At 42.9% G+C, this 22001-nt stretch carries 24 protein-coding genes; 4 read left to right on the plus strand and 20 right to left on the minus strand.

Annotated elements, in window-relative coordinates:
• Positions 1-19: 19 nt before the first annotated feature.
• A complete protein-coding gene (locus C6Y06_RS10230) occupies positions 20-838 on the plus strand; it encodes a membrane protein insertase YidC (RefSeq protein WP_034661213.1) in 819 nt (272 codons plus the stop codon).
• Between the two features lie 36 nt (positions 839-874).
• On the opposite strand, the gene C6Y06_RS10235 is transcribed toward C6Y06_RS10230, so the two are convergent.
• From C6Y06_RS10235 to mce, 4 genes are read right to left on the minus strand one after another with little or no spacing between them, the layout of a single operon-like run.
• Positions 875-1339, minus strand: coding sequence for a chemotaxis protein CheW (locus C6Y06_RS10235; RefSeq protein ID WP_034661215.1), 465 nt, complete (start codon positions 1337-1339; stop codon positions 875-877).
• A gap of 14 nt (positions 1340-1353) precedes the next feature.
• Entirely contained in the window at positions 1354-2475 is a 1122-nt protein-coding gene (locus tag C6Y06_RS10240; RefSeq protein ID WP_060596804.1) for a M20/M25/M40 family metallo-hydrolase, read from the minus strand.
• A 16-nt stretch (positions 2476-2491) separates the two neighbouring features.
• A complete protein-coding gene (locus tag C6Y06_RS10245) occupies positions 2492-3961 on the minus strand; it encodes an acyl-CoA carboxylase subunit beta (RefSeq protein ID WP_060596805.1) in 1470 nt (489 codons plus the stop codon).
• Positions 3948-4370, minus strand: a complete 423-nt coding sequence (gene mce / locus C6Y06_RS10250) for a methylmalonyl-CoA epimerase (protein WP_060596806.1) — start codon at positions 4368-4370, stop codon at positions 3948-3950. The genes C6Y06_RS10245 and mce overlap by 14 nt, the downstream gene beginning before the upstream one ends.
• Before the next feature lie 102 nt (positions 4371-4472).
• Here mce and prli42 point away from each other — a divergent pair, with 102 nt between their 5' ends.
• Positions 4473-4565, plus strand: a complete 93-nt coding sequence (prli42, locus tag C6Y06_RS19960) for a stressosome-associated protein Prli42 (RefSeq protein ID WP_149865350.1) — start codon at positions 4473-4475, stop codon at positions 4563-4565.
• 38 nt (positions 4566-4603) lie between these two features.
• On the opposite strand, the gene C6Y06_RS10255 is transcribed toward prli42, so the two are convergent.
• The 6 genes from C6Y06_RS10255 to C6Y06_RS10280 form a co-directional block, all read right to left on the minus strand.
• A complete protein-coding gene (locus C6Y06_RS10255) occupies positions 4604-5113 on the minus strand; it encodes a L,D-transpeptidase (protein WP_060596807.1) in 510 nt (169 codons plus the stop codon).
• Positions 5114-5165: 52 nt separating this feature from the next.
• Positions 5166-6119: an aromatic acid exporter family protein gene (locus tag C6Y06_RS10260; protein WP_034661221.1), complete on the minus strand. Its 954-nt coding sequence runs from the start codon at positions 6117-6119 to the stop codon at positions 5166-5168.
• Between the two features lie 120 nt (positions 6120-6239).
• Positions 6240-6962, minus strand: a complete 723-nt coding sequence (artM, locus tag C6Y06_RS10265; RefSeq protein ID WP_034661222.1) for an arginine ABC transporter ATP-binding protein ArtM — start codon at positions 6960-6962, stop codon at positions 6240-6242.
• Positions 6955-7611 carry an arginine ABC transporter permease ArtQ gene (gene artQ, locus C6Y06_RS10270; protein WP_003215691.1) on the minus strand — a complete coding sequence of 219 codons (657 nt, stop codon included), beginning with the start codon at positions 7609-7611 and terminating at the stop codon, positions 6955-6957. The genes artM and artQ overlap by 8 nt, the downstream gene beginning before the upstream one ends.
• A gap of 126 nt (positions 7612-7737) precedes the next feature.
• A complete protein-coding gene (locus tag C6Y06_RS10275) occupies positions 7738-8502 on the minus strand; it encodes a transporter substrate-binding domain-containing protein (protein ID WP_012010505.1) in 765 nt (254 codons plus the stop codon).
• 195 nt (positions 8503-8697) lie between these two features.
• Entirely contained in the window at positions 8698-9135 is a 438-nt protein-coding gene (locus tag C6Y06_RS10280) for a BrxA/BrxB family bacilliredoxin (RefSeq protein ID WP_034661224.1), read from the minus strand.
• Positions 9136-9306: 171 nt separating this feature from the next.
• Between C6Y06_RS10280 and C6Y06_RS10285 the strand changes: the two genes are divergently transcribed.
• Positions 9307-10200, plus strand: a complete 894-nt coding sequence (locus C6Y06_RS10285) for a YegS/Rv2252/BmrU family lipid kinase (RefSeq protein ID WP_060596809.1) — start codon at positions 9307-9309, stop codon at positions 10198-10200.
• A 15-nt stretch (positions 10201-10215) separates the two neighbouring features.
• Here the strand turns inward: C6Y06_RS10285 and C6Y06_RS10290 are convergent, their stop codons facing one another.
• The 9 genes from C6Y06_RS10290 to C6Y06_RS10330 all read right to left on the minus strand — a co-directional run bounded on the left by C6Y06_RS10290 (position 10216) and on the right by C6Y06_RS10330 (position 20636).
• Positions 10216-10509 carry a YesK family protein gene (locus C6Y06_RS10290; protein ID WP_034661226.1) on the minus strand — a complete coding sequence of 98 codons (294 nt, stop codon included), beginning with the start codon at positions 10507-10509 and terminating at the stop codon, positions 10216-10218.
• A gap of 65 nt (positions 10510-10574) precedes the next feature.
• On the minus strand, positions 10575-11831 hold the full coding sequence (locus tag C6Y06_RS10295; RefSeq protein WP_106036850.1) for a dihydrolipoamide acetyltransferase family protein: 1257 nt from the start codon (positions 11829-11831) through the stop codon (positions 10575-10577).
• An 18-nt stretch (positions 11832-11849) separates the two neighbouring features.
• Positions 11850-12833 (minus strand): alpha-ketoacid dehydrogenase subunit beta, encoded by a 984-nt coding sequence (locus C6Y06_RS10300; RefSeq protein WP_034661229.1) that lies wholly within the window; start codon positions 12831-12833, stop codon positions 11850-11852.
• A gap of 12 nt (positions 12834-12845) precedes the next feature.
• Positions 12846-13838, minus strand: a complete 993-nt coding sequence (locus C6Y06_RS10305) for a thiamine pyrophosphate-dependent dehydrogenase E1 component subunit alpha (RefSeq protein ID WP_060596813.1) — start codon at positions 13836-13838, stop codon at positions 12846-12848.
• Between the two features lie 17 nt (positions 13839-13855).
• Positions 13856-15280, minus strand: coding sequence for a dihydrolipoyl dehydrogenase (gene lpdA / locus C6Y06_RS10310; protein WP_060596814.1), 1425 nt, complete (start codon positions 15278-15280; stop codon positions 13856-13858).
• Entirely contained in the window at positions 15270-16391 is a 1122-nt protein-coding gene (gene buk / locus C6Y06_RS10315; protein WP_060596815.1) for a butyrate kinase, read from the minus strand. Before buk ends, lpdA begins: the two co-directional genes overlap by 11 nt.
• Before the next feature lie 33 nt (positions 16392-16424).
• Positions 16425-17519 (minus strand): branched-chain amino acid dehydrogenase, encoded by a 1095-nt coding sequence (gene bcd, locus C6Y06_RS10320; protein WP_003215658.1) that lies wholly within the window; start codon positions 17517-17519, stop codon positions 16425-16427.
• A gap of 25 nt (positions 17520-17544) precedes the next feature.
• A complete protein-coding gene (gene yqiS / locus C6Y06_RS10325) occupies positions 17545-18438 on the minus strand; it encodes a phosphate butyryltransferase (protein WP_066030682.1) in 894 nt (297 codons plus the stop codon).
• A 125-nt stretch (positions 18439-18563) separates the two neighbouring features.
• Positions 18564-20636, minus strand: a complete 2073-nt coding sequence (locus C6Y06_RS10330; RefSeq protein WP_106036851.1) for a sigma-54 interaction domain-containing protein — start codon at positions 20634-20636, stop codon at positions 18564-18566.
• Between the two features lie 149 nt (positions 20637-20785).
• On the opposite strand from C6Y06_RS10330, the gene C6Y06_RS10335 reads away from it, so the two are divergent.
• Positions 20786-21022 (plus strand): DUF2627 domain-containing protein, encoded by a 237-nt coding sequence (locus C6Y06_RS10335; protein ID WP_034661240.1) that lies wholly within the window; start codon positions 20786-20788, stop codon positions 21020-21022.
• Between the two features lie 34 nt (positions 21023-21056).
• Here the strand turns inward: C6Y06_RS10335 and C6Y06_RS10340 are convergent, their stop codons facing one another.
• Positions 21057-21794: a glycerophosphodiester phosphodiesterase gene (locus C6Y06_RS10340; protein WP_060596816.1), complete on the minus strand. Its 738-nt coding sequence runs from the start codon at positions 21792-21794 to the stop codon at positions 21057-21059.
• Positions 21795-22001 lie beyond the last annotated feature (207 nt).

Here is a 22001-nt window from a genome sequence, read left to right on the forward strand (position 1 = left end):
AAAATGAGGAGGAAACGAATTGAAACGTTTATTGACGATTTGTACGACTTTATGTTTAATGATGATTGCCTCACCTGCTTTTGCAGCGAGTGGGCAAACGAATGCGAGCTCTGATGGGTTTTTCCATCATTATTTTGTCCAGCCTTTTTCGGAGCTGATCATTTGGCTTGCGAACTTCTTCCATGATGATTATGGTTTATCGATTATGTTCGTGACCTTGATCGTCCGCCTGCTGATTTTCCCTCTTTTTGCGAACCAATTTAAGAAACAAAGAGTCATGCAGGAGAAAATGGCACTGGTGAAGCCTCAAATTGACCAAATTCAAAGCAAATTGAAGAAAACGAAAGAACCTGAAAAACAAAAAGAACTACAAATGGAAATGATGAAAGTATACAAAGAGAACAATGTGAACCCGCTGGCAATGGGCTGTCTGCCTATGCTGATTCAAATTCCAATTGTTCTTGGCTTTTACTCAGCGATCCGCTCAACACCTGAGATCGCAACACATTCGTTCCTATGGTTTAACTTAGGACAAACCGATCTATTGGTCGCGATCTTTGCAGGCGCCATGTATTTCTTGCAATTTTATGTTACGCAAAGATTTGCGAAGCAATCAGGCACCCAGACAGAAGCTGCGCTGAAGCAAGCCAAAGTCATGGGCATGATTTTCCCAATCATGATGCTGTTTATTTCAATCAATGCACCCGCTGCCCTTCCTTTATACTGGATGACAAGCGGATTACTACTCACAATCCAAACAATTATTTTGAATGTCATGTACCAAAAATCAAAATCGAAAGCTGAGGCAAACGACCAAGCTAGCCCAGCTGCTGAATAAAAATAATCCCCTTATCATCAGATAGGGGGATTTTCTTTATGCCAACTCTTCTTTTAACCGCTCTGGCAGTTGATCGAGGTCATCAATTCTCCCAAGGAACTTATTAGGGTCCACTTGTAAAATCATCTTGTTCTCTCTCTCCACAACGCCGAAGAAATATTCGGAGGCTTTCGTGTTCATATGAAATGGCTTGATCTCGCTTAGCTCGATATCGATAATATCTTTTGCATCTGAGACAAGACAGCCAATCATTTGATCGTTTAATTCAAATAGCAACACCTTGGACTGTTCGTTCACATCAAGAGGCTTTCCGTGAAGCATCACGCCTGTGTCACTGACAGGGATGACTTCTCCTCTTAATGACATCAGTCCTTTAATTTCTTTTGGAAGGTTCGATACTTCTTGTAAATAAGGGACCTTCTCAATCGAACGAATATGCTCTACACTGATGCCAAAATCCTCTTGCCCCACTTGGAAAATAATGATCTTTTGTGTGCTCACAGAGTCTCCTGCCTTTACGATAGATTTGTCGTTTCTTCGATAATGGCGAGAACCATTTCAGCTGTTTTGACTAATTCTTCAATCGGCATTTTCTCATTTTTCGTATGAATATCTTCATATCCAACAGCTAGGTTGACAGTTGGGACGCCGTTTCCTGCAATGACGTTTGCATCACTGCCTCCGCCGCTCGTCTGTAGTTCTGATGGACGGCCAATTTTCGCAGCCGCTTTTTTCGCCACTTCTACGACTTGATCGCCGTGAGAGAATTTGAAGCCTGGATACATGATGTCAATTTGTACATCGGCACTTCCGCCCATTTCTTTAGCGGTTTTTTCAAAGGCTTCTTTCATCTTCGCTACTTGTGCTTCCATTTTTGCAGGTTCTAAAGAGCGTGCTTCAGCAAGGATATCGACTTGATCGCACACAATATTCGTTTGCGTTCCACCTTCAAAACGCCCGATATTCGCCGTTGTTTCTTCATCAATTCGGCCAAGCGGCATGCTGGCAATGGCTTTTGATGCAATGGTAATCGCAGACACGCCTTTTTCAGGTGCCACACCTGCGTGAGCTGTTTTTCCGTAAATGGTTGCGCGTACTTTCGCCTGTGTTGGCGCAGCTACGATAATTGTCCCGACCTTGCCATCTGAATCAAGGGCATAGCCGTATGCTGCTGTCATCAATTTTGGATCTAACGCTTTTGCTCCAACAAGTCCTGATTCCTCACCTGCTGTGATGACAAATTCAATCGTTCCATGCGGTAAATTCTTCTCTTTCAGCACGCGGATGGCTTCAAACATAGCCGCAAGCCCTGTTTTATCGTCAGCACCAAGAATGGTTGTTCCATCTGTCTTCACATAGCCGTCTTCAATGACTGGTTTTACGCCATTGCCGGGAACAACTGTGTCCATATGAGAAGTGAAATAGATAGTATCAGCCTCTTGATTGCCTTCCAGTGTACAGATGAGGTTGCCTGCACCGTGGCCAGTTTTCGCTTTTGAGTCGTCTTCCACCACTTTAAGACCAAGCTGCGAGAATTTTTCTTTTAAGACTTCCACAATTTTCTCTTCGTGTTTTGTTTCCGAATCGATCTGAACCAGTTCTAAAAATTCGTCTAGTAAACGTTTTTCATTGATCATGATGATGCTCCTCCTCTTATAGCGGCATGTTGCCATGCTTTTTTAACGGTCTATCTTCTTCCTTCCTGCGAAGCAAATCAAACGAGCGAATCAATCGCTCTCTCGTTTCATCCGGCATGAAAATATCGTCTATCAGCCCTGCCTGAGCCGCTTTTAATACACTTGGTTCCGTCTCAACCTCGCGCGAAGCAGGATGAACGATTTCGTCTGCGAACGTTTTCCCCATGACATCAATTTCTGCCGCTGGCCATGCATAAACAAAGTCAGCGCCTAAGCCCTTGCTATTCATCGCGACATATGCACCGCCAAACGCCTTTCTTAAAATCACCGTGATTTTTGGAACGGTCGCTTCAGCGTACGCATATAAAAGCTTTGCGCCGTGACGGATAATTCCCGCATGCTCGGCTTTCTCCCCTGGTAAAAAACCAGGGACGTCGACAAGCGTTAAGATCGGAATATGAAACGCATCGCAAAATCGAATAAACCTGGCCGCTTTATCGGCAGCGTCAAGGTCAAGGCTTCCTGCCAACACCTTTGGCTGATTGGCAACTACGCCAATTGGAGCCCCTTTTAATCTGGCAAACCCTGTGACGATATTTTTTGAGAAACAAGGCTGGGTCTCAAAGAATGAGCCTGGATCGATGATCGCTGTCACCACTTGTTTGACATCATAGGTGCGTGATGGATCCTTTGGCAAGATTTTGCCTGGATCAACGGCGTCATGCTTTTGCACTTCAGTGTGCATGTCAGGCTGTTTAGTCGTTGGTATGTACGTTAAAAGTGTTCGAACCGCCTTTAACACGTCCTGCTCATCTTTCCCAGTATAGTGCACATTCCCGCTTGTCTGATGCTGAACACTTGCACCGCCAAGACGGTCAGGACAGACCGTTTCTCCTGTTGCCTTTTCTATTACTTTCGGACCTGTTAAAAACATATGAGCTGTTTGTTCTGTCATGAAGACAAAATCAGTCAAAGCAGGAGAATAGACTGCACCTCCAGCACATGAGCCTAAAATAACGGATATTTGCGGGATTTGACCAGAGTACAGCACATTCCGTTTAAAAATCTGTCCGTATCCTTCTAATGATACCACACCCTCTTGAATTCTCGCACCACCTGAGTCTTTTAGACCGATGACCGGCATCTGATTTTTAGCAGCGAGATCCATTAGAGAAGCAATTTTTTTGGCATGTATTTCGCCTAAAGAGCCCCCATGCACTGTTGCATCTTGTGCATAAACACATACTGGCTTTCCATGAATAAGTCCCGTTCCAATGACGACGCCATCACCGACATGCTCTGACATGCGGCCTGTTGCAAACCTCTGAATTTCCATGAAACTGCCCACGTCAAGAAGTTCATGCAGCCGCTGACATACCGATAGCTTTCCTTTGTTTCTGTGCGCGGCTGCTCGTTTTTCACCGCCGCCCATTAACGCTTTTTCCCGCCATTTAGACAAGTCATTGAACGATTCATTCATTGCCATGTTTTTCTCCTTTCAAGGGCTCGCACAATTCGAATAACACACCAGACGTTTCTTTAGGTGAAATAAATGCAATCTGCTTGCCGCTTGCGCCCTTCTGTGCTGATTTTTGGAGAAGCTGCACGCCAAGGTGTTCAAGATGGTTAAGATCTGCCTGAATGTCTCCTGACTTTAACGCAATATGATGGAGCCCCTCTCCTCTTTTTGTTAAAAAGGTATGTAGTTTACTGCTGTCTGACATTGGTTCAATTAATTCAATGTGCACATGATCAAGTGAAGCGAAGGACGCTTTAATCTCCTGCTCAGGAATCTCTTGTATGTCTGAAAAATGCCAGTTAAACAGCTGATGAAGAAGTTGAGATGTTTGTTTAATAGAAAAGACCGCAATGGCAATATGATCGATTTGATTCATCCGTTCACTTCCTTTGTTGATCACTTGTCGCATTTGAAAAAACCAGCTAGAATAAAGAAAGGTGCGTTCGTCGCAAAAAATCTTCGGTTATAGGGGTGCGATATGTCTCAGAAATTTATGAAATTCATGGTATTGCTCATGATTAGCCTGCTGTTAATTTCTTCACTTTTAGCAGGAGCAGCAACCTTTTTATAAGGTTTCAATAAAAGCAGACAAGCAGGTGATTCGTTCAATCAACGAATGGCCTGTTTGTCTTTGGCAAGCTTTTCAAATGAATCGCTTGATGTTGTAATCCATACTTTTGTTCCAACCGGAAGCTGGTCAAATAGAAGCTCTACATCTTGATTATGAAGTCTCACACAGCCTGCCGTGATAAATTTCCCAATCGATGTTTCGTCACTCGTCCCATGAATTCCGTACGTTCTGCCATCTGTTCCTCGTGCATCAAATCCAATCCACCTTCGGCCAAGAGGGTTATTCTTCGCACCGCCTTCAATATTCTTTTTTCTGTAATAGGGATCTTTCGCTTTGATCATAATGGTAAATTCCCCTTCTGGTGTTAAATCGGCTGTTTTCCCTGTAGAAGCAGGATATATTTTTTGGATTTGTCCTTGATCAATATAGGCAAGTTCATTTGTTTGTTTATTAATAATGACATACGGGTCTCCTGGAAGCGGGTTTTGTCCGAGCGGCCAGATAGGTGAAAGGGACATGGTCAATACGGTATAAAATAAAAGACGCATAGGCTCCTCCTTTTTCATTAGATTGACCAATGAAGGAGGAACTCATGCGTCTCTATTCTTTCATCCCTTTAAAATAGCTTTTCAGTACTAAATATTGTTCCATTTCTCCGAGGAAATGAAAAAGTGCAGCTCTTGCCTCAAACTCTTCTCGTGTTTGCGGCAGCGGAAGCTTATCGAACTCTTCTTTCATATCAATGAGACGTCTTAAAAATTTATGCGCCGTGTTCCCTGGGTGAATATGTTCGCGTAAGTCTCTGACGTATTCGGCAATCATTTGCCCATGCTCTGTTGTGATGGAAATGGACGTGATTTTCGGAAGCACACGCTCAATGATTTCGAATTGCTTTTGCCTCATATTAAAATAATGATAATACAGGTTTTCATGTCTTAGGACATGGTTTTCAACATCACGATATGCGAGAGCTTTCGCTTCTTTGATCAATTGATGTGTCTCTGGTATTTCTTTTCCTGTCCAGTCTTGTTTCCCTGTCATTAAGTATTGCTCGATTTCCTCAAAGATTTTTGCAAAGTTGGCTTCAATCTGTTCGCTGTAGCGTTTGAGCTTTTTATCGACACTTGGCATATACAAGTTCATGATAAGTGCTACGCCAACACCAATTGTTATCAGCAGCAGCTCATTCCAGATGAGGTGAAGGGTAATCCCGCCAGACATGTATAAATGGAGAATGATGACTGAACTTGTGACAATCCCTTCTTTAATGCGGAGCAAAACGGTTGTCGGAATAAAGACAAGCAGCATCAGACCAATCACAAAAGGATGATACCCAATCAGATCGAAAAATAGATAAGAAAATAAAATGGCAAGACTGCATGCTGCAAAGCGGGCTCCCGATGCTAAGAGGGACCTTTTCTTTGTCACCTGAATACACAGAATCGTAATAATCCCGGCAGCCGAATAATTTTGAAGGCCGAGCAGTTGTGCAATATAAATGGCGATCGCTGTTCCTAGTGCTGTTTTCAGCGTTCGGTAGCCGATTTTAAACATGATGTGATTCACTCTTTTCTGTCTTGTTTCCATTCACTTTTGTGAAATGATGAACTTTTTTTACTTTCCCCATTATAATCAAAAAAAGAAGGAGATGTTAAGTCGCCTTCTCTTTTTTCTTTATAATATTTTTTGTAAGAAGTCTTGCGCGCGCTGTGACGACGGCGATTCAAAGAATTGCACAGGGTTTGCATCCTCTACAATTTTCCCATCATCCATAAAGATCACGCGGTCAGCCACTTCTTTTGCAAAGCCCATTTCATGTGTGACGATCACAAGTGTCATTCCAGATTGAGCAAGCTCTTTCATGACCTCTAGGACTTCCTTGACCATTTCTGGATCTAGTGCAGAAGTTGGTTCGTCAAACAGCATGATGTCTGGAGTCATCGCAAGCGCACGTGCAATTGCCACACGCTGCTTTTGACCGCCTGACAAACGGTTCGGAAAATCATCTTTTTTCTCTAAAAGCCCTACCTTTTTCAGCAGATCTTCAGCTTGTTTGATGCTGTCTTCCTTCGATTGATTCTTCACATTCATTGGCGCATACGTGATATTTTCCAGCACGGTTTTATGCGGGAACAGGTGGAAATGCTGAAACACCATTCCGATGTTCTCACGCACTTTGAGTGCATTGGTTTTTGGGTTTGTGATTTCGGTATCCTGAATTGTAATGACACCAGAAGTCGGCTTTTCAAGCAAGTTGATGCAGCGAAGAAACGTCGATTTTCCTGAACCAGATGGTCCAATGACTGCGACAACTTCCCCTTCTTTAATGGTGGTGTCGATCCCCTTTAATACTTCATTTTTGCCAAAAGATTTTGTGAGTTTCTCTATGTTAATCATTTGATTTTAACTTCCTTTCCACCGATTTGCCGACAAAGGTGAGAACAAGCACGATGACATAATAGATAAGACCCGCAAAAATTAGCGGTTCAAGATAATTATACGTGACGGCACCTGCTTGATAGGCTCGTCTCATGACATCTCCCAGTCCAATAACTGTCACAATAGCTGATTCTTTTGTCAGTGTAATCGTTTCATTCACAAGTGCAGGTGAAATATTTTTAAATGCCTGCGGAAGCAATAAGTCCTTCATCATTTTAGCATAAGGGATGCCTAAAGCAACGGCTGCTTCTTTTTGACCTTTATCAATCGCATTAATACCAGCACGAATAATTTCAGATACGTATGCCGCAGAGTTTAGTGAAAATGCGGCTACAGCAGCCCAGTATTGATCGATTTGAAACCCGAGAAGCTGAGGCAGACCAAAATAAATAATGAGCAATTGAAGCACAAGCGGTGTGCCTCGGAAGATGGATGTATAAAAATCTGCAAGCCAAATGAGCGGCTTAAATACACTAATTTTGCAAAGCGTTAATAAAATCCCTAAGATAAATCCAAGAAAAAGTGATACCACAACAATAGAAAGTGTGACCTTAAGCCCTTCTAAAATAAAGGGCATCTGAGGTATTACATCTTTAAAATCTAACATGACAGTCTCCTTTTTTATGCCTTCATACGAAATCAAAAAATAAAACAGGAAAAAAGTTCAACATAAGTTGAACTTTTCAGCGCTTTCTACTGAATTTTCATGAATGACGCTGATCCTTTTCCTGACTTATTTTTCATCAGCAAACCATTTTTTAATTAATTTATCAAGTTCGCCATTGTCTTGCATTTCTTTTAATGATTTATTAAATTTAGCTGTTAAGTCGCTATTTTTCTTGAATGCAATGGCTGAACCTTCGTTTGAACTATTCAATCCAAATGCTTGGAAGTCTTTTTCTTTTTTCAAATAACCAGCAGCTACTTTATCTTCAATAATGGCTGCATCAAAACGACCTGCTTTGATTTCTTGAATGATATCAGAGATTTTATTACGGTCTTCCACTTTTAAGTTATATTTCTTTTGCAAACCGTTTGCTTCATCCTGCTGGATTGAACCTAATTGAACGCCGACTGTTTTATCTTTTAAGTCTTTCTCTGTTTTCATTCCGCTAGATTTCTTTGAGACAACTAAGTTTTTAGCATTGTAATAAACATCAGAGAAATCTAATTGTTTTTTTCGTTTTTCTGTAGGGGTCATGCCTGCAAGGACAATATCAGCTTTATTTGTTTTAAGGGCTGATACAAGGCTTGCAAAATCCATATCTTGAATTTCTAGCTTGTAGCCGTTCTTTTTCGCTAGTGCTGTTGCAAGATCGACATCAAAACCGACAATTTTATCTCCGTCTTTTGATTCAAATGGCGGATAATCTGCCGATGTCGCCATAACGAGTGTTTTGTCATCTCCTGATGCGTTTGAATTATTAGAAGAAGTTCCGCAAGCTGCGAGTGCAGCTGCAAGACCAGCTGTCATAAGTAATAATAACCACTTTTTCATAAGATAATGCCTCCCAGTATTTAAAATCATGTATTGTTTTGAATATTTATTCACTATAATGTATTTTAAACACTTTCTTTTTAAGATGCAATAGTATTTTGCTAAAATTATTTTGATTCAATGGTCTTATAAAACAAAAAGCAGACCGATCTAAAGACCGGACTGCTTTATATTTCATCATTCAAACGTCACACGTTAAATTTCTTCGCAATGCTCATCGAATGCAGCTTGAAGCTTTGACACGACTTCCATTGGCTCGTGTCCTTCAATTTCATGACGTTCGACCATTTTAATGATCTTTCCATCTTTTAATAATGCAAAGGATGGTGAAGATGGCGGGAAGCCTTCAAAGTATTCACGGGCTCTTGCTGTTGCCTCTTTGTCTTGTCCAGCAAACACTGTCAACAATTGATCTGGACGCTTATCGTAATGAACAGAATAGCCTGCAGCTGGTCTTGCAATACCGCCAGCACATCCGCATACTGAATTCACCATCACAAGTGCTGTGCCTTTTTTAGACAGTGCTTCATCTACCTCTTCAGATGATGTAAGCTCAGTATAGCCTGCCTGTTTGATCTCTTCTCTCGCTTGTTTCACAATATCATTCATAAATAAATTAAAATCAATATTCATTGTCCGTCCACTCCTTTAGCATGCCAAAACCATTTTAACAACATCATATCAAGGAAAACGCCTGCGGGCAAATGTGTTGTCTTTTCATCCCCCCACTTTTTCCGAACATCGTTTATGAGCTGTCAAATTGGGGAAAAGTGATGATAAAGAGATGAAAGGGAGAACTGCGTGATGGCACAATTCAAAAAAGCGATGCTCATTTATAATGGAAATGCTGGACAAAAAAACATGGAAAAAATTCTCGGTCAAACAGTACCTCTTCTTTCTCTACATATTGATGAACTCATTCTTAAACCAACAAAACAGCCAAATGATGCTTATCAATTCTGTCGTGCAATTGATGAGACGATAGAATTGCTGATCATATTAGGCGGAGATGGAACCGTGCATGAATGCATGAATGGCATCGGCGGTTTAGAAAAAAGGCCGGCTGTAGCGATATTACCAGGCGGGACATGCAATGACTTTTCTCGAACGCTTGGTATTCCGCAACAAATGCAAAAAGCCGCTCAAATAATTGTAGACGGCATAGAAAAGAAGGTCGACTTAATCAAAGCAGGAGATCGATACTTGTTAAACTTTTGGGGCATCGGGCTGATTGCAGACACATCCAACAATATTAATGACAAGGAAAAAGCTGTACTCGGCAAAATCAGCTACTTCACAAGTGCCCTGCGCACCTTGCAGCAAACAGATCCTTTTCACGTACGAATTGAAACAGAGGAGGAAAGCTGGGAAGAAGAAGCCGTCATCGTTCTTGTCATGAATGGACATTTCATCGGGACAAATAAAATTGATTTGCCCAATGCAGCAATTGATGATGGGAAAGCAGAAATCTTAATTTGCAGAAATACGAGCTTCTCTGCTCTAAAAGAAATCTTTTCTATGAACCGGGAAGAACTGGAGGATTTCACCGGGGACCTCTCCCTCATTCAAGCATCCAATATTCAGATCCATACAAAGGAGGAAATGGATGCTGATACAGATGGCGAAGTGTATATGACAGCCCCAACTTCTTTAGAAGCGTTAAAACAGCATTTGACCTTTATTGTTCCAGCAGAATAAAGAAAACGCCCGAGATCATTCTTTTTCGGGCGTTTTTTTGATATAGCGTCTGTATAAATATTCAAGTGCATAGCCAAGCAGCGTCCCAGCAAGAAGAGAAATTCCTAAGAGGCTATTTGCTGCTCCTTTAAATCCACCGACAATCAGCAAGCAATACACAATTTGAATCATTGAAACGATTGATATGATGAGTAGTAATCTTTCAGGATGATTGCGTGATTTAGAAATATATCGAAGAAAAGCGAACGCAATTGCTGTGATAAACATGAGCCCAACCGTTAAAAACGCAAAAAAGTCTAATCCAGACATATCACCGCTCCTTTCTCATTATGTAGAAATCCCCCTCTCCATATCGGGAGGGGGACATTCTTGTTTTAGTAAACAGATGTCTGCTCGTCAATGCCTTCAAGGATTTGTTTTATTCGTTGAAGGAATCTGCCGCATACAAGACCATCAAGTACTCTGTGATCTAATGAAAGACAAAGGTTGACCATGTCTCTTGCTGCAATCATGCCGTTTACAATCATTGGACGCTTCACGATCGATTCTACTTGTAAAATCGCCGCTTGCGGGTAATTAATGATTCCCATGGATTGTATAGAACCAAATGATCCCGTGTTGTTTACAGTAAAGGTGCCGCCTTCCATGTCACTTTGCTTCAGCGTTCCTTGTCTCACCTTGGAAGCAAGCTCATGAATTTCTTTGGCGATGCCCTTAATCGTTTTTTCATCCGCATCCTTAATGACTGGAACAAAAAGAGCGTCATCAGTCGCAACAGCAATCGAGACATTGATTGCTTTCTTTTGAACAATTTTATCTCCAGCCCACATGCTGTTCATTTCTGGGAATTCCTTTAAGCCCTGAGCCACTGCTTTGACAAAGAACGCAAAGAACGTCAAATTAAAGCCTTCTTTTGCTTTAAATTGGTCCTTGAGCTGATTTCTTCTTGTCACAAGGTTTGTCACATCGACTTCCATCATCGTCCATGCGTGCGGAATTTCATGTTTGCTTCTCAGCATATTTGCCGCAATCGCCTGCCTAATTGGCGTGACTGGCAGTTCAACATCACCAGGCATTGTAGAGACGGAAGGGGCCGCTTTTGGTTTTGATGGCTGCGCAGGCTCCGGCTTTACCGCCTGTTCATTAACAGGTGCTGCCTTCTCTTGTACGCCGCCGTTTTCAATGAGCTGAAGTAAATCTTTTCTTGTGATTCGTCCGCCTGCTCCGGTTCCTTGAACAGCCGCTAAATCAATGCTGTGCTCATCTGCTAAACGAAGGACTGCTGGAGAGTAGCGTTTCTTTTGACTTTGATTCTCTTTTGTTTGATCTGCTTCAGGTGCTTCACTTTGCTCAGGTGCCGCTTCTTCTTTCGCACTCTGCTGCGAGCTGCCCTCTACTTCAATTTCACAGAACACTTCTCCTACTTGCAGCGTATCGCCTTCTTCAGCCGATAGCTTTGTAATCGTTCCTGTAAAAGATGACGGGACTTCTGCGTTCACTTTATCCGTCATGACTTCCGCAATCGGATCGTATTTATTCACATGATCGCCAGGTGAAACGAGCCATTTGCTAATGGTTCCTTCTGTTACACTTTCACCTAGCTGAGGCATTTTCATTTGTTCAATTGCCACTTGAAACCCTCCTCTTTCTTAAAACGCCGCTAGCTCTCTCATTTCAGCTTCTACCTTATCTGGATTGACCATGAAGAATTTTTCCATTGGCGGCGCATAAGGCATTGCCGGGATTTCTGGTCCGGCTAGACGTTTGATTGGTGCGTCTAAATCAAATAAGCAATGCTCCGAAATGATCGCCGCTACCTCACTCATGATGCTGCCCTCTTTTGTATCTTCCGTTAGAAGAAGCACTTTGCCTGTTTTTGATGCCGCTTCAATAATGGCTTCCTGATCGAGCGGGTACACTGTTCTCAAATCGAGAATATGCGCAGAAATGCCGTCTTTCGCAAGGCGGTCTGCTGCTTGCAGCGCAAAATGGACACAGAGGCCATATGTAATGACCGTGATATCATCGCCTTCACGTTTCACATCTGCTTTTCCAATAGGGAGTGTGTAATCCTCCTCAGGTACTTCTCCTTTGATGAGACGGTAGGCACGTTTGTGTTCAAAGAACAATACAGGATCTGGATCACGCACCGCAGCCTTTAAAAGACCTTTTACATCATAAGGTGTAGAAGGCATGACAATCTTCAAACCAGGCTGATTGGCAAAAATCGCTTCAACCGATTGTGAATGATAAAGCGCCCCGTGTACACCGCCCCCGTAAGGTGCGCGGATGACCATTGGACAGCTCCAATCGTTATTTGAGCGGTATCTGATTTTCGCAGCCTCTGAAATGATTTGGTTGATTGCAGGCATAATGAAATCCGCAAATTGCATCTCCGCAATTGGGCGCATTCCATACATCGCTGCCCCAATACCTACACCAGCAATGGCTGATTCTGCAAGAGGTGTATCCATGACGCGCGCCTCTCCGAATTGCTCATAAAGACCCGCTGTCGCTTTAAATACGCCGCCCTTTTTCCCGACATCCTCTCCGAGCACAAACACTTTTGGATCTCGTTCCATTTCTTCTTTCATCGCCAGTGTAATGGCGTCTATATATGACATAACAGGCATTTTTCTTCCCCCTTACTCCGCATACACGTAACGAAGTGCGCTTTCTGCATCAGCATAAGCAGCGTTTTCCGCTTCATCAGTCGCTTCGTTTACGATTTGCATGATTTCTTTTGTCATCTCTTCTTTCATTTCAGAAGTCATGACGTTTCCTTCAATTAAATACGTTTCATATTGGATGAGCGGATCTTTCTTTCTCGCTTCGAGCACTTCTTCTTTTTCTCGATAGCTTGAATCATCATCATCACTTGAATGCGCAGTTAAACGGTAAGAGATCGTTTCAATCAACGTTGGCCCTTCGCCTCTTGCCGCACGGTCTCTCGCTTCTTTGACAGCGGCATATACTTCAAGCGGATCATTGCCATCAACGGTTACACCAGGCATTCCGTACCCAATTGCACGATCTGAAATGCGTTCACATGCCACTTGTTTGTCATACGGCACGGAAATCGCGTACTTATTGTTTTCACACATGAAAATAACAGGCAGCTTATGCACAGCAGCGAAGTTAGCGCCTTCGTGGAAATCACCTTGGTTTGAAGAGCCCTCACCGAACGTGACAAAGCTGACAAAGTTTTTCTGCTCCAGACGTCCAGCAAGTGCAATCCCCACTGCATGAGGAACCTGCGTTGTGACAGGTGAAGATCCCGTCACAATTCGATTTGATTTTTGTCCAAAATGACCTGGCATCTGTCTTCCGCCCGAGTTTGGATCGTCTTGTTTTGCGAAACCAGACATCATTAAATCTTTGGCTGTCATCCCAAATGCGAGGACAACCCCCATATCACGGTAGTAAGGTAAGACGTAATCCTCTTCTCTATTGAGAGCAAAAGCAGCACCGACTTGCTGCGCTTCCTGCCCTTGACAAGAAATCACGAATGGAATTTTACCAGAACGGTTTAAAAGCCACATCCGTTCATCAATTTTCCTTGCTAGAAGCATTGTTCTATATATATCAATTGCTTGTTCATCTGATAATCCTAATTCCTGATGACGCATGTTACTCATCCTATTTCCCTCCTTGATTAAAAATGGATCGCCTTCCCGTCAACAGCAAGAGCTGCCTCACCAATCGCCTCTGATAAGGTTGGATGCGGGTGGATCGTTTGCCCCACTTCCCACGGCGTTGCATCAAGTACTTTGGCTAATCCAGCTTCAGATATCATATCTGTTACATGAGGACCAATCATATGAATCCCTAAAATATCATCTGTCTTTTGATCGGCAATGATTTTGACGAATCCATCAGATTCCCCGTACACAAGCGCTTTACCGATCGCCATAAATGGAAATTTTCCCATTTTCACTTCGAAGCCTTGCTCTTTTGCCGCCTGTTCAGTGAGTCCAACACTAGCGGTTTCTGGGTGAGAGTAGACACATTTAGATACGAGCGTTTCATCGAGCGGCTTTGGATCTTTCCCAGCCATATGTTCCACAGCAATCATGCCTTCGTGTGAAGCCACATGTGCCAGCTGAAGCCCGCCAATGACATCTCCTATTGCGTAAATATGCGATTCTTTCGTTTGATAATGTTCATTCACGACAATGCCTTGTTTTTCTGTTTGGATGTCCGTGTTTTCAAGACCAATGCCTTCAATATTTGGTACTCTGCCGACTGAAAGAAGAAGTTTTTCCGCTTCAAAAGTCTGAATGTCTCCATCCTTTTCTGCTTGAATCGTCACGAGATTCTCCTGCTTTTTGATGGTATCTGGCAGTACTTTCGCATTTTTCACAAAGGTGATGCCTTTTTTAGATAAAAGCTTTTCCATTTCTTTAGAAATGTCATGATCCTCTGTTGGCAATATGCGATCTGCAAATTCAATCACAGTCACCTTCACACCAAAATCATTGAGCATGGAAGCCCACTCAATTCCGATCACCCCGCCGCCGACAATGAGCATTGACTGTGGAAGCTCTGGCAGTTCAAGTGCATCATCTGATGAAAGAATGTGCGTCCCATCTGCTTCAAGCCCAGGCAGCACCCGCGGTCTTGAACCTGTCGCAATAATGACCTGCTTTGGAATGAGCATTTCATTTTCATCTCCATTTGCCATTTCTACGGAGATGGTTCCTGGCATTGGCGAAAAGATAGATGGACCAAGGATACGGCCGATCCCTTCATAGACATCAATTTTTCCTTGTTTCATTAAGTGTTTGACGCCGCCTGCTAGTTTCTCTACAATCTCTGTTTTTCTTTTCTGCACATTGGCAAATTGCAAGGCAATGCCGTTTGCCTCAACGCCAAAATCAGCAGCACGTTTGACGGTTTGATAGACTTCTGCACTTCTAAGCAGCGCTTTAGACGGAATGCATCCTTTATGCAGACATGTTCCGCCAAGCTTTTCTTTTTCTACAACTGCTGTTTTCAATCCAAGCTGTGAGGCACGGATGGCCGCTACATAGCCGCCTGTGCCTCCACCAAGAATGACGAGGTCATATTCAGTTGCCATGACTTGTCACTCCTTTCTTCATTCGTTGATCATTTGGGTATTCTTTCGGTGATTCTTCTTCTTTTAAAATACGAAGTGCACCTTCTGCTAAGGATTGCAGTTCATTTTCGCCTGGATACACGACAACATCTGAAATCCAGTCAATGTATCCTCTAATACTTGATGTAATTTGTTTGCTGTACGCAAGTCCGCCTGTTAACACAATGACGTCAACTGCTCCTTTTAAGACAGCACTAGCCGCACCGATTTCCTTGGCAATTTGATAGCACATCGCTTCATAAATCAGCGCCGCCCGTTCATCGCCTGCTTCAATCATGCGCTCCACTTTCACAGCATCTGTCGTGCCAAGGTAGCCCGCAAGTCCGCCTTCACCAATAATGCGTTTCAGCATTTCCTCTTGGCTATACTCACCAGAAAAGCAAAGATTGACGAGGTCACCTGTTGGCAGGGTCCCCGCTCGCTCCGGGCTGAAAGGTCCTTCGCCATGCAGTCCGTTATTGACATCAATGACTTTTCCTTTTTCATGTACACCAATGGTGATGCCGCCGCCCATATGCGTAATAATCATGTTCAAATCTTCGTAACGCTTCCCAAAGGATGCAGCCGTTTTTCTTGCGACTGCTTTTTGATTTAATGCATGGAAGATGCTTTTTCTTTCAATCGTTGGCAGCCCTGAAATACGAGCAATTGGTTTTAGTTCATCCACCACAACTGGATCGACAATAAAAGCTGGGATGTTCAGGCCAAGTGCAATTTCTCGTGCAATGATACCGCCCAGATTTGATGCATGCTGGCCGGCATATCCTTCTTTCAGGTCTTCCACCATTTGCTCATTGACTTCATATGTGCCTCCTTCGATAGGCCGGAGAAGGCCGCCGCGTGCGCACACTGCATCAAACTTTGAGATGTTCATCCCTTGTTCATGCAGCGTTTTCAGGATTGTTTCTTTACGAAATGAAAATTGATCAATGATATGTGGGAATTGCTTTAATTCCTCATCTGTATGTCTGAGTGTCGTTTCAAAAATAGATCGTTCATTGTGAAACACACCGATTTTTGTTGAAGTAGAGCCAGGATTAATTGTGAGAATACGCCATTCTTTTGTCAGCAAAAACAAAACCTCCGTTTCAACTCATTCTTCAAATTAGCGACGACTTAAAATATGTTGACCATTTTGCAGGAATTGGCTTCTTGATTTGCGCATTCTTTCAATTCGCTCCTCTGCCAATCGGTCTGCCGCTTTATAAGTCGGAATGGCATCACGGTTTGAAATTTCAATGACACGTTCAATATTTTGGTAAATACCTTCCACTTTTTTCATCGCACGATCTGCATTATAGCCATAAAGCTCATCAGCAACGTTAATCACGCCGCCTGCATTGATCACATAATCAGGTGCATAGACAATGCCCATTTCATGGATAAGATCGCCGTGATGCGTTTCTCTCAGCTGGTTATTGGCTGCACCTGCGATGACCTTTGCTTTCAACTTAGGAATCGTTACATCGTTAATCGTTGCACCAAGTGCACATGGTGCATAAATATCACATGCTTGATCATAAATATCGTCAGGGTCTACTGCTTTTGCACCAAAGTCTTCAACAGCTCGCTTTACAGAGTCTTTGTTGATATCTGTGACAATTAGCTGTGCACCTTCTTCGTGCAGGTGTTTACACAAATTGTAGGCCACATTCCCAACACCTTGGACAGCAATTGTTTTTCCTTCTAATGAATCGGTCCCAAATGCAGCTTTGGCAGCAGCTTTCATCCCTTTATATACACCGTAAGCCGTAACAGGAGACGGATTTCCGGAAGAACCAAATGCAGGAGAAATACCTGTCACAAAGTCTGTTTCTTCATGAATAAGATCCATGTCTTCTACCGTTGTACCGACATCCTCCGCTGTGATATAGCGGCCATTCAATCCTTGAATGTAGCGTCCAAACGCACGGAACATTTCTTCATTTTTATCTTTTCTCGGGTCACCGATGATGACTGTTTTCCCGCCGCCAAGATTCAGGCCTGCTGCTGCGTTTTTATAAGTCATCCCTCTTGCTAGACGTAACGCATCTTCGATCGCTGCTTCTTCGTTTTCATACGTCCACATTCTCGTCCCGCCTAGTGCTGGCCCAAGTGTTGTATCATGAATAGCAATAATGGCTTTTAAGCCAGACTGTTCATCCTGACAAAATACAAGCTGCTCATAATCGTATCGTTCCATATATTTAAAAAGTTCCATTGTTTATTCCTCCTATGACTTCCGCTTAATTTGATGTACAGATGGCAAGTGCAATTGAATAAAGCTTACTTTCGGCTGTATCCGATCGGCTTGTTAAGGCAATCGGCGCCTTCGCTCCTGCCACCACAGCTCCCACCTTTGCATGTGCAAAGTAGATGAGAGATTTATAAAGAATGTTCCCTGCTTCAATCGTTGGCACAAGCAAAATATCTGCATGACCGGCGACATCACTCGTAATATTTTTATGAGAAGCTGCCGTTTGAGAAATGGCATTGTCTAAAGCAAGAGGTCCATCAATGAGGCAGCCAGAAATTTGACCTCGCCTATTCATTTGTGCCATACTTGCCGCTGTCAAAGTTGAATCCATTGCCGGGTTCACGACCTCTACCGCAGATAACACTGCCACCTTTGGCATGTCGTTTCCGACAGCTTGTGCTACTTGAACAGCATTGATCGTGATCTCTTTGAGCATATTTAAATCGGGCGCGATGTTCATCGCAGAATCCGTGACATAAATAAAACGATCAAAGCCCGGCACTTCGAATGCCGCGACATGTGATAGGACACTCGCTGTCCGCAGCCCGTACTCTTTATTCAGTACCGCTTTTAAAAGAACGGCTGTCGGGACATGCCCCTTCATCAATATATCTGCATGCTTCTCACTCACTGCCTGCACGGCAATTTTGGCTGATTCTTCAGGAGAATCCGAATGAATAATATCTATCCAGTCCTCATTGATCTCATGCTGTTTCACCAGCTCCTTCAGGTTGCGTTTGTTCCCAACCAGCAGGAAGCGAGCGACCTTTCGTTCAATTGCCATCTTGATGGCATGAAGCACTTCTTCGTCTTCTGCATGAGCCACAGCAGCAGTTTTATTTTGCAGCTGGGCGGCTTTCATAATCAGATCGTCAAGCTTCATATATGTCCACCTTTCCTTATGCTCGGTTCATGGTTTTCATATGCAAGTTCTGTGCCAGCTTGAAATGCAGCGACATAAGGCATTTCGCATGAAATACATGCAATTTTTTGCAGGTAACATGCATTTTATTGCATGCTATCTTTTGCAAGTTGATATTTATCCATTTTATAGTAAAGGTTTCGAATGCTAATCCCTAACGTTTTCGCTGTTTTCGTGCGGTTGAATTGATGCTTTTCAAGGGTTTGTTTAATCAGCTGCGCTTCAAATGCCTCAACAGCATCCGAAAGTGTCTCTCCCTCAAATTGACTGACAGCCAGTTCCTGCTGCTCTTTTTCTTCCTGCTCTTCTGACTCCATGAAGGAAATATGATCTTCATCGATCCATTCTTCTTGCGGGTTCAAAAAGATCATGGCTCGTCCAAGGACATTTTCCAGTTCTCTTACGTTTCCAGGCCAGCTGTAGGATCGAAGTCTATCGAGCGCCCCTTCCGTTAAGCCGCTCACATTTCGTCCATAGTCTAAATTGATCTTCTGGATGAGACGTTTGCTTAAGGAGTCAATATCTTCAAGGCGCTGCCTTAGCGGCGGAATAGAGATCGGATATCTGTTCATGCGATAATATAAGTCCTCTCTGAACTTTCCTTCCGCCATCGCTTTTTCAATATTGACATTTGTTGCGGTGATCACACGTACATCAACAGGGATGGCTTTTGTTCCGCCTACTCTGACAATTTCTTTCTCCTGCATGACGCGTAATAATTTCGCTTGTGTACTTGGCGTCATTTCACCAATTTCATCCAAAAAAATACTGCCGTGATTTGCCTCTTCAAACAGCCCTTTTTTACCGCCGCGCCTTGCACCAGAAAACGCTCCTTCCTCGTAGCCAAAAAGCTCTGACTCTAAAAGGGTTTCCGATAAGGCCGCACAGTTGACTCTTACAAAGCGATTATATTTCCGGTCACTTTCATTGTGTATAGCGTGCGCGAACAGCTCTTTCCCAGTACCTGATTCTCCCCTGAGTAAGATGGTGGCTGGTGTTTTTGCCCCTAGCTTTGCCTGCTCAAGTGCCACAAGCATTTGCTCACTTTCTCCAATAATGTCTTCAAATGTGTACTTTGCCTCAAGTGTCCGGATGAGCTGTCTTGCTTTATTCAATTCATTGGTGAGTGATTGAATTTCTGATACGTCATGAATGACGCCGACACTGCCTTTTAGAATGCCATCAACGATCACTGGCGCTACGTTGACGATCACATCCTTCTTATTTGGTCCGACTTTCATTCTAACGCCTCGAACCGGCCTTCTCGTTTCAAGCACCTTCAAATGCATGCTTTCGCCTTCAGAAATATCCGCACCTGCTGGTTTGCCCACAACTTCTTTGTCTGTTAACCCCGTCATTTTCGTGTAAGCTCGGTTGATTAAAATTCCTTTCCCCTGCTCATCTACGACGGATATCGCTTCATCCGATGATTGAATAATAGCCTCAAGCATTGTCCGCACTTCTTTGAGGTTTGTGACTTCCTCCGCAAGCTCCACCGCATCTGTAATATCTTTGAAGATCGATAAAGCGCCCAGCATTCTTCCTGCGTCATCAATAATTGGCAAACGCGTTGTGACAATTTGTATTTGCTGATTCAGAAATTGTTTTTGATTAAATTCAGGCTCCCTCGATCTTAAAATATAGGGAAGCTTTGTGTTTGGAATGACTTCACGTATGTGACGGCCAATCGCATCTTTTTGCGAACATCCAACCATTTTGGCAGCCGACCGATTAAATAGGACGACTTCTTCATCCATATTAATAAAAATCATGCCATCGTTCGTTGCATTAAAAATGCGGTCATGTTTATAGGTTTGTTCCTTTAATATTTGAATGAGCTGATGCTTTTCTGACATTAATTCTGATATGACGTATGCCATCGAACTCGGAACAATGACAGCATGCTCTCGTTTTTCTTTCATCAGTTCTTTAAGCACAGCTGAACTGCCCGTTGTTTCAATGATGATATCAATGTCATCTTTTATGTATTCTTTCCAATCCGTTGTCGTATCGATTCCATTCTTTTTCGCTTCTACCATCCCCGGTGCCCCAAGATCAAGGTCGGCGATCGCAACGATTTGAATCATATTTGTTTTCAGCAATGTTTCAAGCAATATTGATCCACCGTGTCCTGCACCGACAATCAAGACTCTCTGCATCCCGTTACCCCTTTATATGAAAAAATTTGCACACCATATTTTTCCGTTGCAAAAAATTGCACAACTCTTATATTACCACGTTTTCCTTTCTTGACAAAATATTTTTTGAATTAGACAATGGAAGTAAATGACGTTTAAGGGGACATTTGATGGGGAGAATACTTGCATTAGTGATTATTTTAATACCTGGCGCGCTTGCTGCACTTGGGATTAAGCTGCTGCGTGACACGGTTTTCGGCATCATCATTGCACCATTTCCATTTTTATGGCTGCAAGGAATTGCAGGGTTGTTATTTTTAGGAGGAGGTCTTTATGTAGTCGCTGGCTTTATTTTATATAGAGACCGCAAACGCAATAAAGTGACCACCCGCTTTAAGCAGAGATAGACATGAAAAAAGACCCGCTTCTGATAGCAGGTCTTTATTTCATTTCTTCTCTTATTTTGACGGCTCTGTCAGGAAAATCAGTGAAAATTCCATCGACACCTAAGGAAAACATGCTTTTCATCTGCTTTTCACTGTTTACCGTAAATGGCCTGATCACTTGCTGAGCGGCACGGAGAGCCGACACGACTTCTTTTGTCACCCCTGCGCCCTTTATATTCGGATGATAACCTCTTGCAGGTACTGTTTTCAAGTACATCTCCGGCTGATGAATCACATCCATTGTGAGAACAGCAAGCTCAACATGCGGCATCAGCTTGTGAAAAAGAGCTAAACTCCCATGATGAAACGATGAGACAAGTACACGATCTTCTATTTGAAAGTGTTCAATTTGCTCCTTTACTTTCTCTTCAATACCAGGATATCGATAAATGGAATTTTTCAGTTCAATATTGATGATGAGTGATGGTTGCTGCGTCACTAACTCCAATACTTCCTCTAAAAGAGGAATGGATACAGCACCGGTTTCTTCATAGAAAGAATGACTCGCATCTCCTGCTTTTAACTCTTCATATGTATGGTCTTTCACTAAGCCCTTCATATTCGTTGTTCTGTTCAGCTTCTCATCGTGAATGACAGCAAGCTTGCCATCTTTCGTCAGCTGAACATCGAGCTCAATTCCGTCAGCTCCAGAATGGAGTGCATGCTCAAAGGCTATCATGGTATTTTCAGGGTAGATTCCTTTAAAACCTCTGTGTGCAAAAATTTTCGTCATAGGTCACCTCTAAGTATGATGCTTCCTTTCATTATGACGTGTCTCTTTTCATTTTTCCAGTTTGAGCACATAAAAAAACCTCTTCTGATTAGTACGAAGAGGCTCACAGGTAAATTCGATCACGTAATCGCTCTGATGGCTTGCTCTGTCGTCTCTGCGTCAAGAGCAAAAAGGGAAGAAACAACTGCGACTGCTGTAACGACGGTT

This window comes from Bacillus sp. MZGC1, assembly GCF_002998605.1.
Lineage (GTDB): Bacteria > Bacillota > Bacilli > Bacillales > Bacillaceae > Bacillus.

Coding starts and splice junctions, on each gene's coding strand:
- C6Y06_RS10240 (WP_060596804.1), bottom strand. CDS start 2,475: ATGATCAATGAAAAACGTTTACTAGACGAATTTTTAGAACTGGTTCAG.
- C6Y06_RS10245 (WP_060596805.1), bottom strand. CDS start 3,961: ATGGCAATGAATGAATCGTTCAATGACTTGTCTAAATGGCGGGAAAAA.
- mce (WP_060596806.1), bottom strand. CDS start 4,370: ATGAATCAAATCGATCATATTGCCATTGCGGTCTTTTCTATTAAACAA.
- prli42 (WP_149865350.1), top strand. CDS start 4,473: ATGTCTCAGAAATTTATGAAATTCATGGTATTGCTCATGATTAGCCTG.
- C6Y06_RS10255 (WP_060596807.1), bottom strand. CDS start 5,113: ATGCGTCTTTTATTTTATACCGTATTGACCATGTCCCTTTCACCTATC.
- C6Y06_RS10260 (WP_034661221.1), bottom strand. CDS start 6,119: ATGTTTAAAATCGGCTACCGAACGCTGAAAACAGCACTAGGAACAGCG.
- artM (WP_034661222.1), bottom strand. CDS start 6,962: ATGATTAACATAGAGAAACTCACAAAATCTTTTGGCAAAAATGAAGTA.
- artQ (WP_003215691.1), bottom strand. CDS start 7,611: ATGTTAGATTTTAAAGATGTAATACCTCAGATGCCCTTTATTTTAGAA.
- C6Y06_RS10275 (WP_012010505.1), bottom strand. CDS start 8,502: ATGAAAAAGTGGTTATTATTACTTATGACAGCTGGTCTTGCAGCTGCA.
- C6Y06_RS10280 (WP_034661224.1), bottom strand. CDS start 9,135: ATGAATATTGATTTTAATTTATTTATGAATGATATTGTGAAACAAGCG.
- C6Y06_RS10285 (WP_060596809.1), top strand. CDS start 9,307: ATGGCACAATTCAAAAAAGCGATGCTCATTTATAATGGAAATGCTGGA.
- C6Y06_RS10290 (WP_034661226.1), bottom strand. CDS start 10,509: ATGTCTGGATTAGACTTTTTTGCGTTTTTAACGGTTGGGCTCATGTTT.
- C6Y06_RS10300 (WP_034661229.1), bottom strand. CDS start 12,833: ATGCCTGTTATGTCATATATAGACGCCATTACACTGGCGATGAAAGAA.
- C6Y06_RS10305 (WP_060596813.1), bottom strand. CDS start 13,838: ATGAGTAACATGCGTCATCAGGAATTAGGATTATCAGATGAACAAGCA.
- lpdA (WP_060596814.1), bottom strand. CDS start 15,280: ATGGCAACTGAATATGACCTCGTCATTCTTGGTGGAGGCACAGGCGGC.
- bcd (WP_003215658.1), bottom strand. CDS start 17,519: ATGGAACTTTTTAAATATATGGAACGATACGATTATGAGCAGCTTGTA.
- yqiS (WP_066030682.1), bottom strand. CDS start 18,438: ATGAAGCTTGACGATCTGATTATGAAAGCCGCCCAGCTGCAAAATAAA.
- C6Y06_RS10330 (WP_106036851.1), bottom strand. CDS start 20,636: ATGCAGAGAGTCTTGATTGTCGGTGCAGGACACGGTGGATCAATATTG.
- C6Y06_RS10335 (WP_034661240.1), top strand. CDS start 20,786: ATGGGGAGAATACTTGCATTAGTGATTATTTTAATACCTGGCGCGCTT.
- C6Y06_RS10340 (WP_060596816.1), bottom strand. CDS start 21,794: ATGACGAAAATTTTTGCACACAGAGGTTTTAAAGGAATCTACCCTGAA.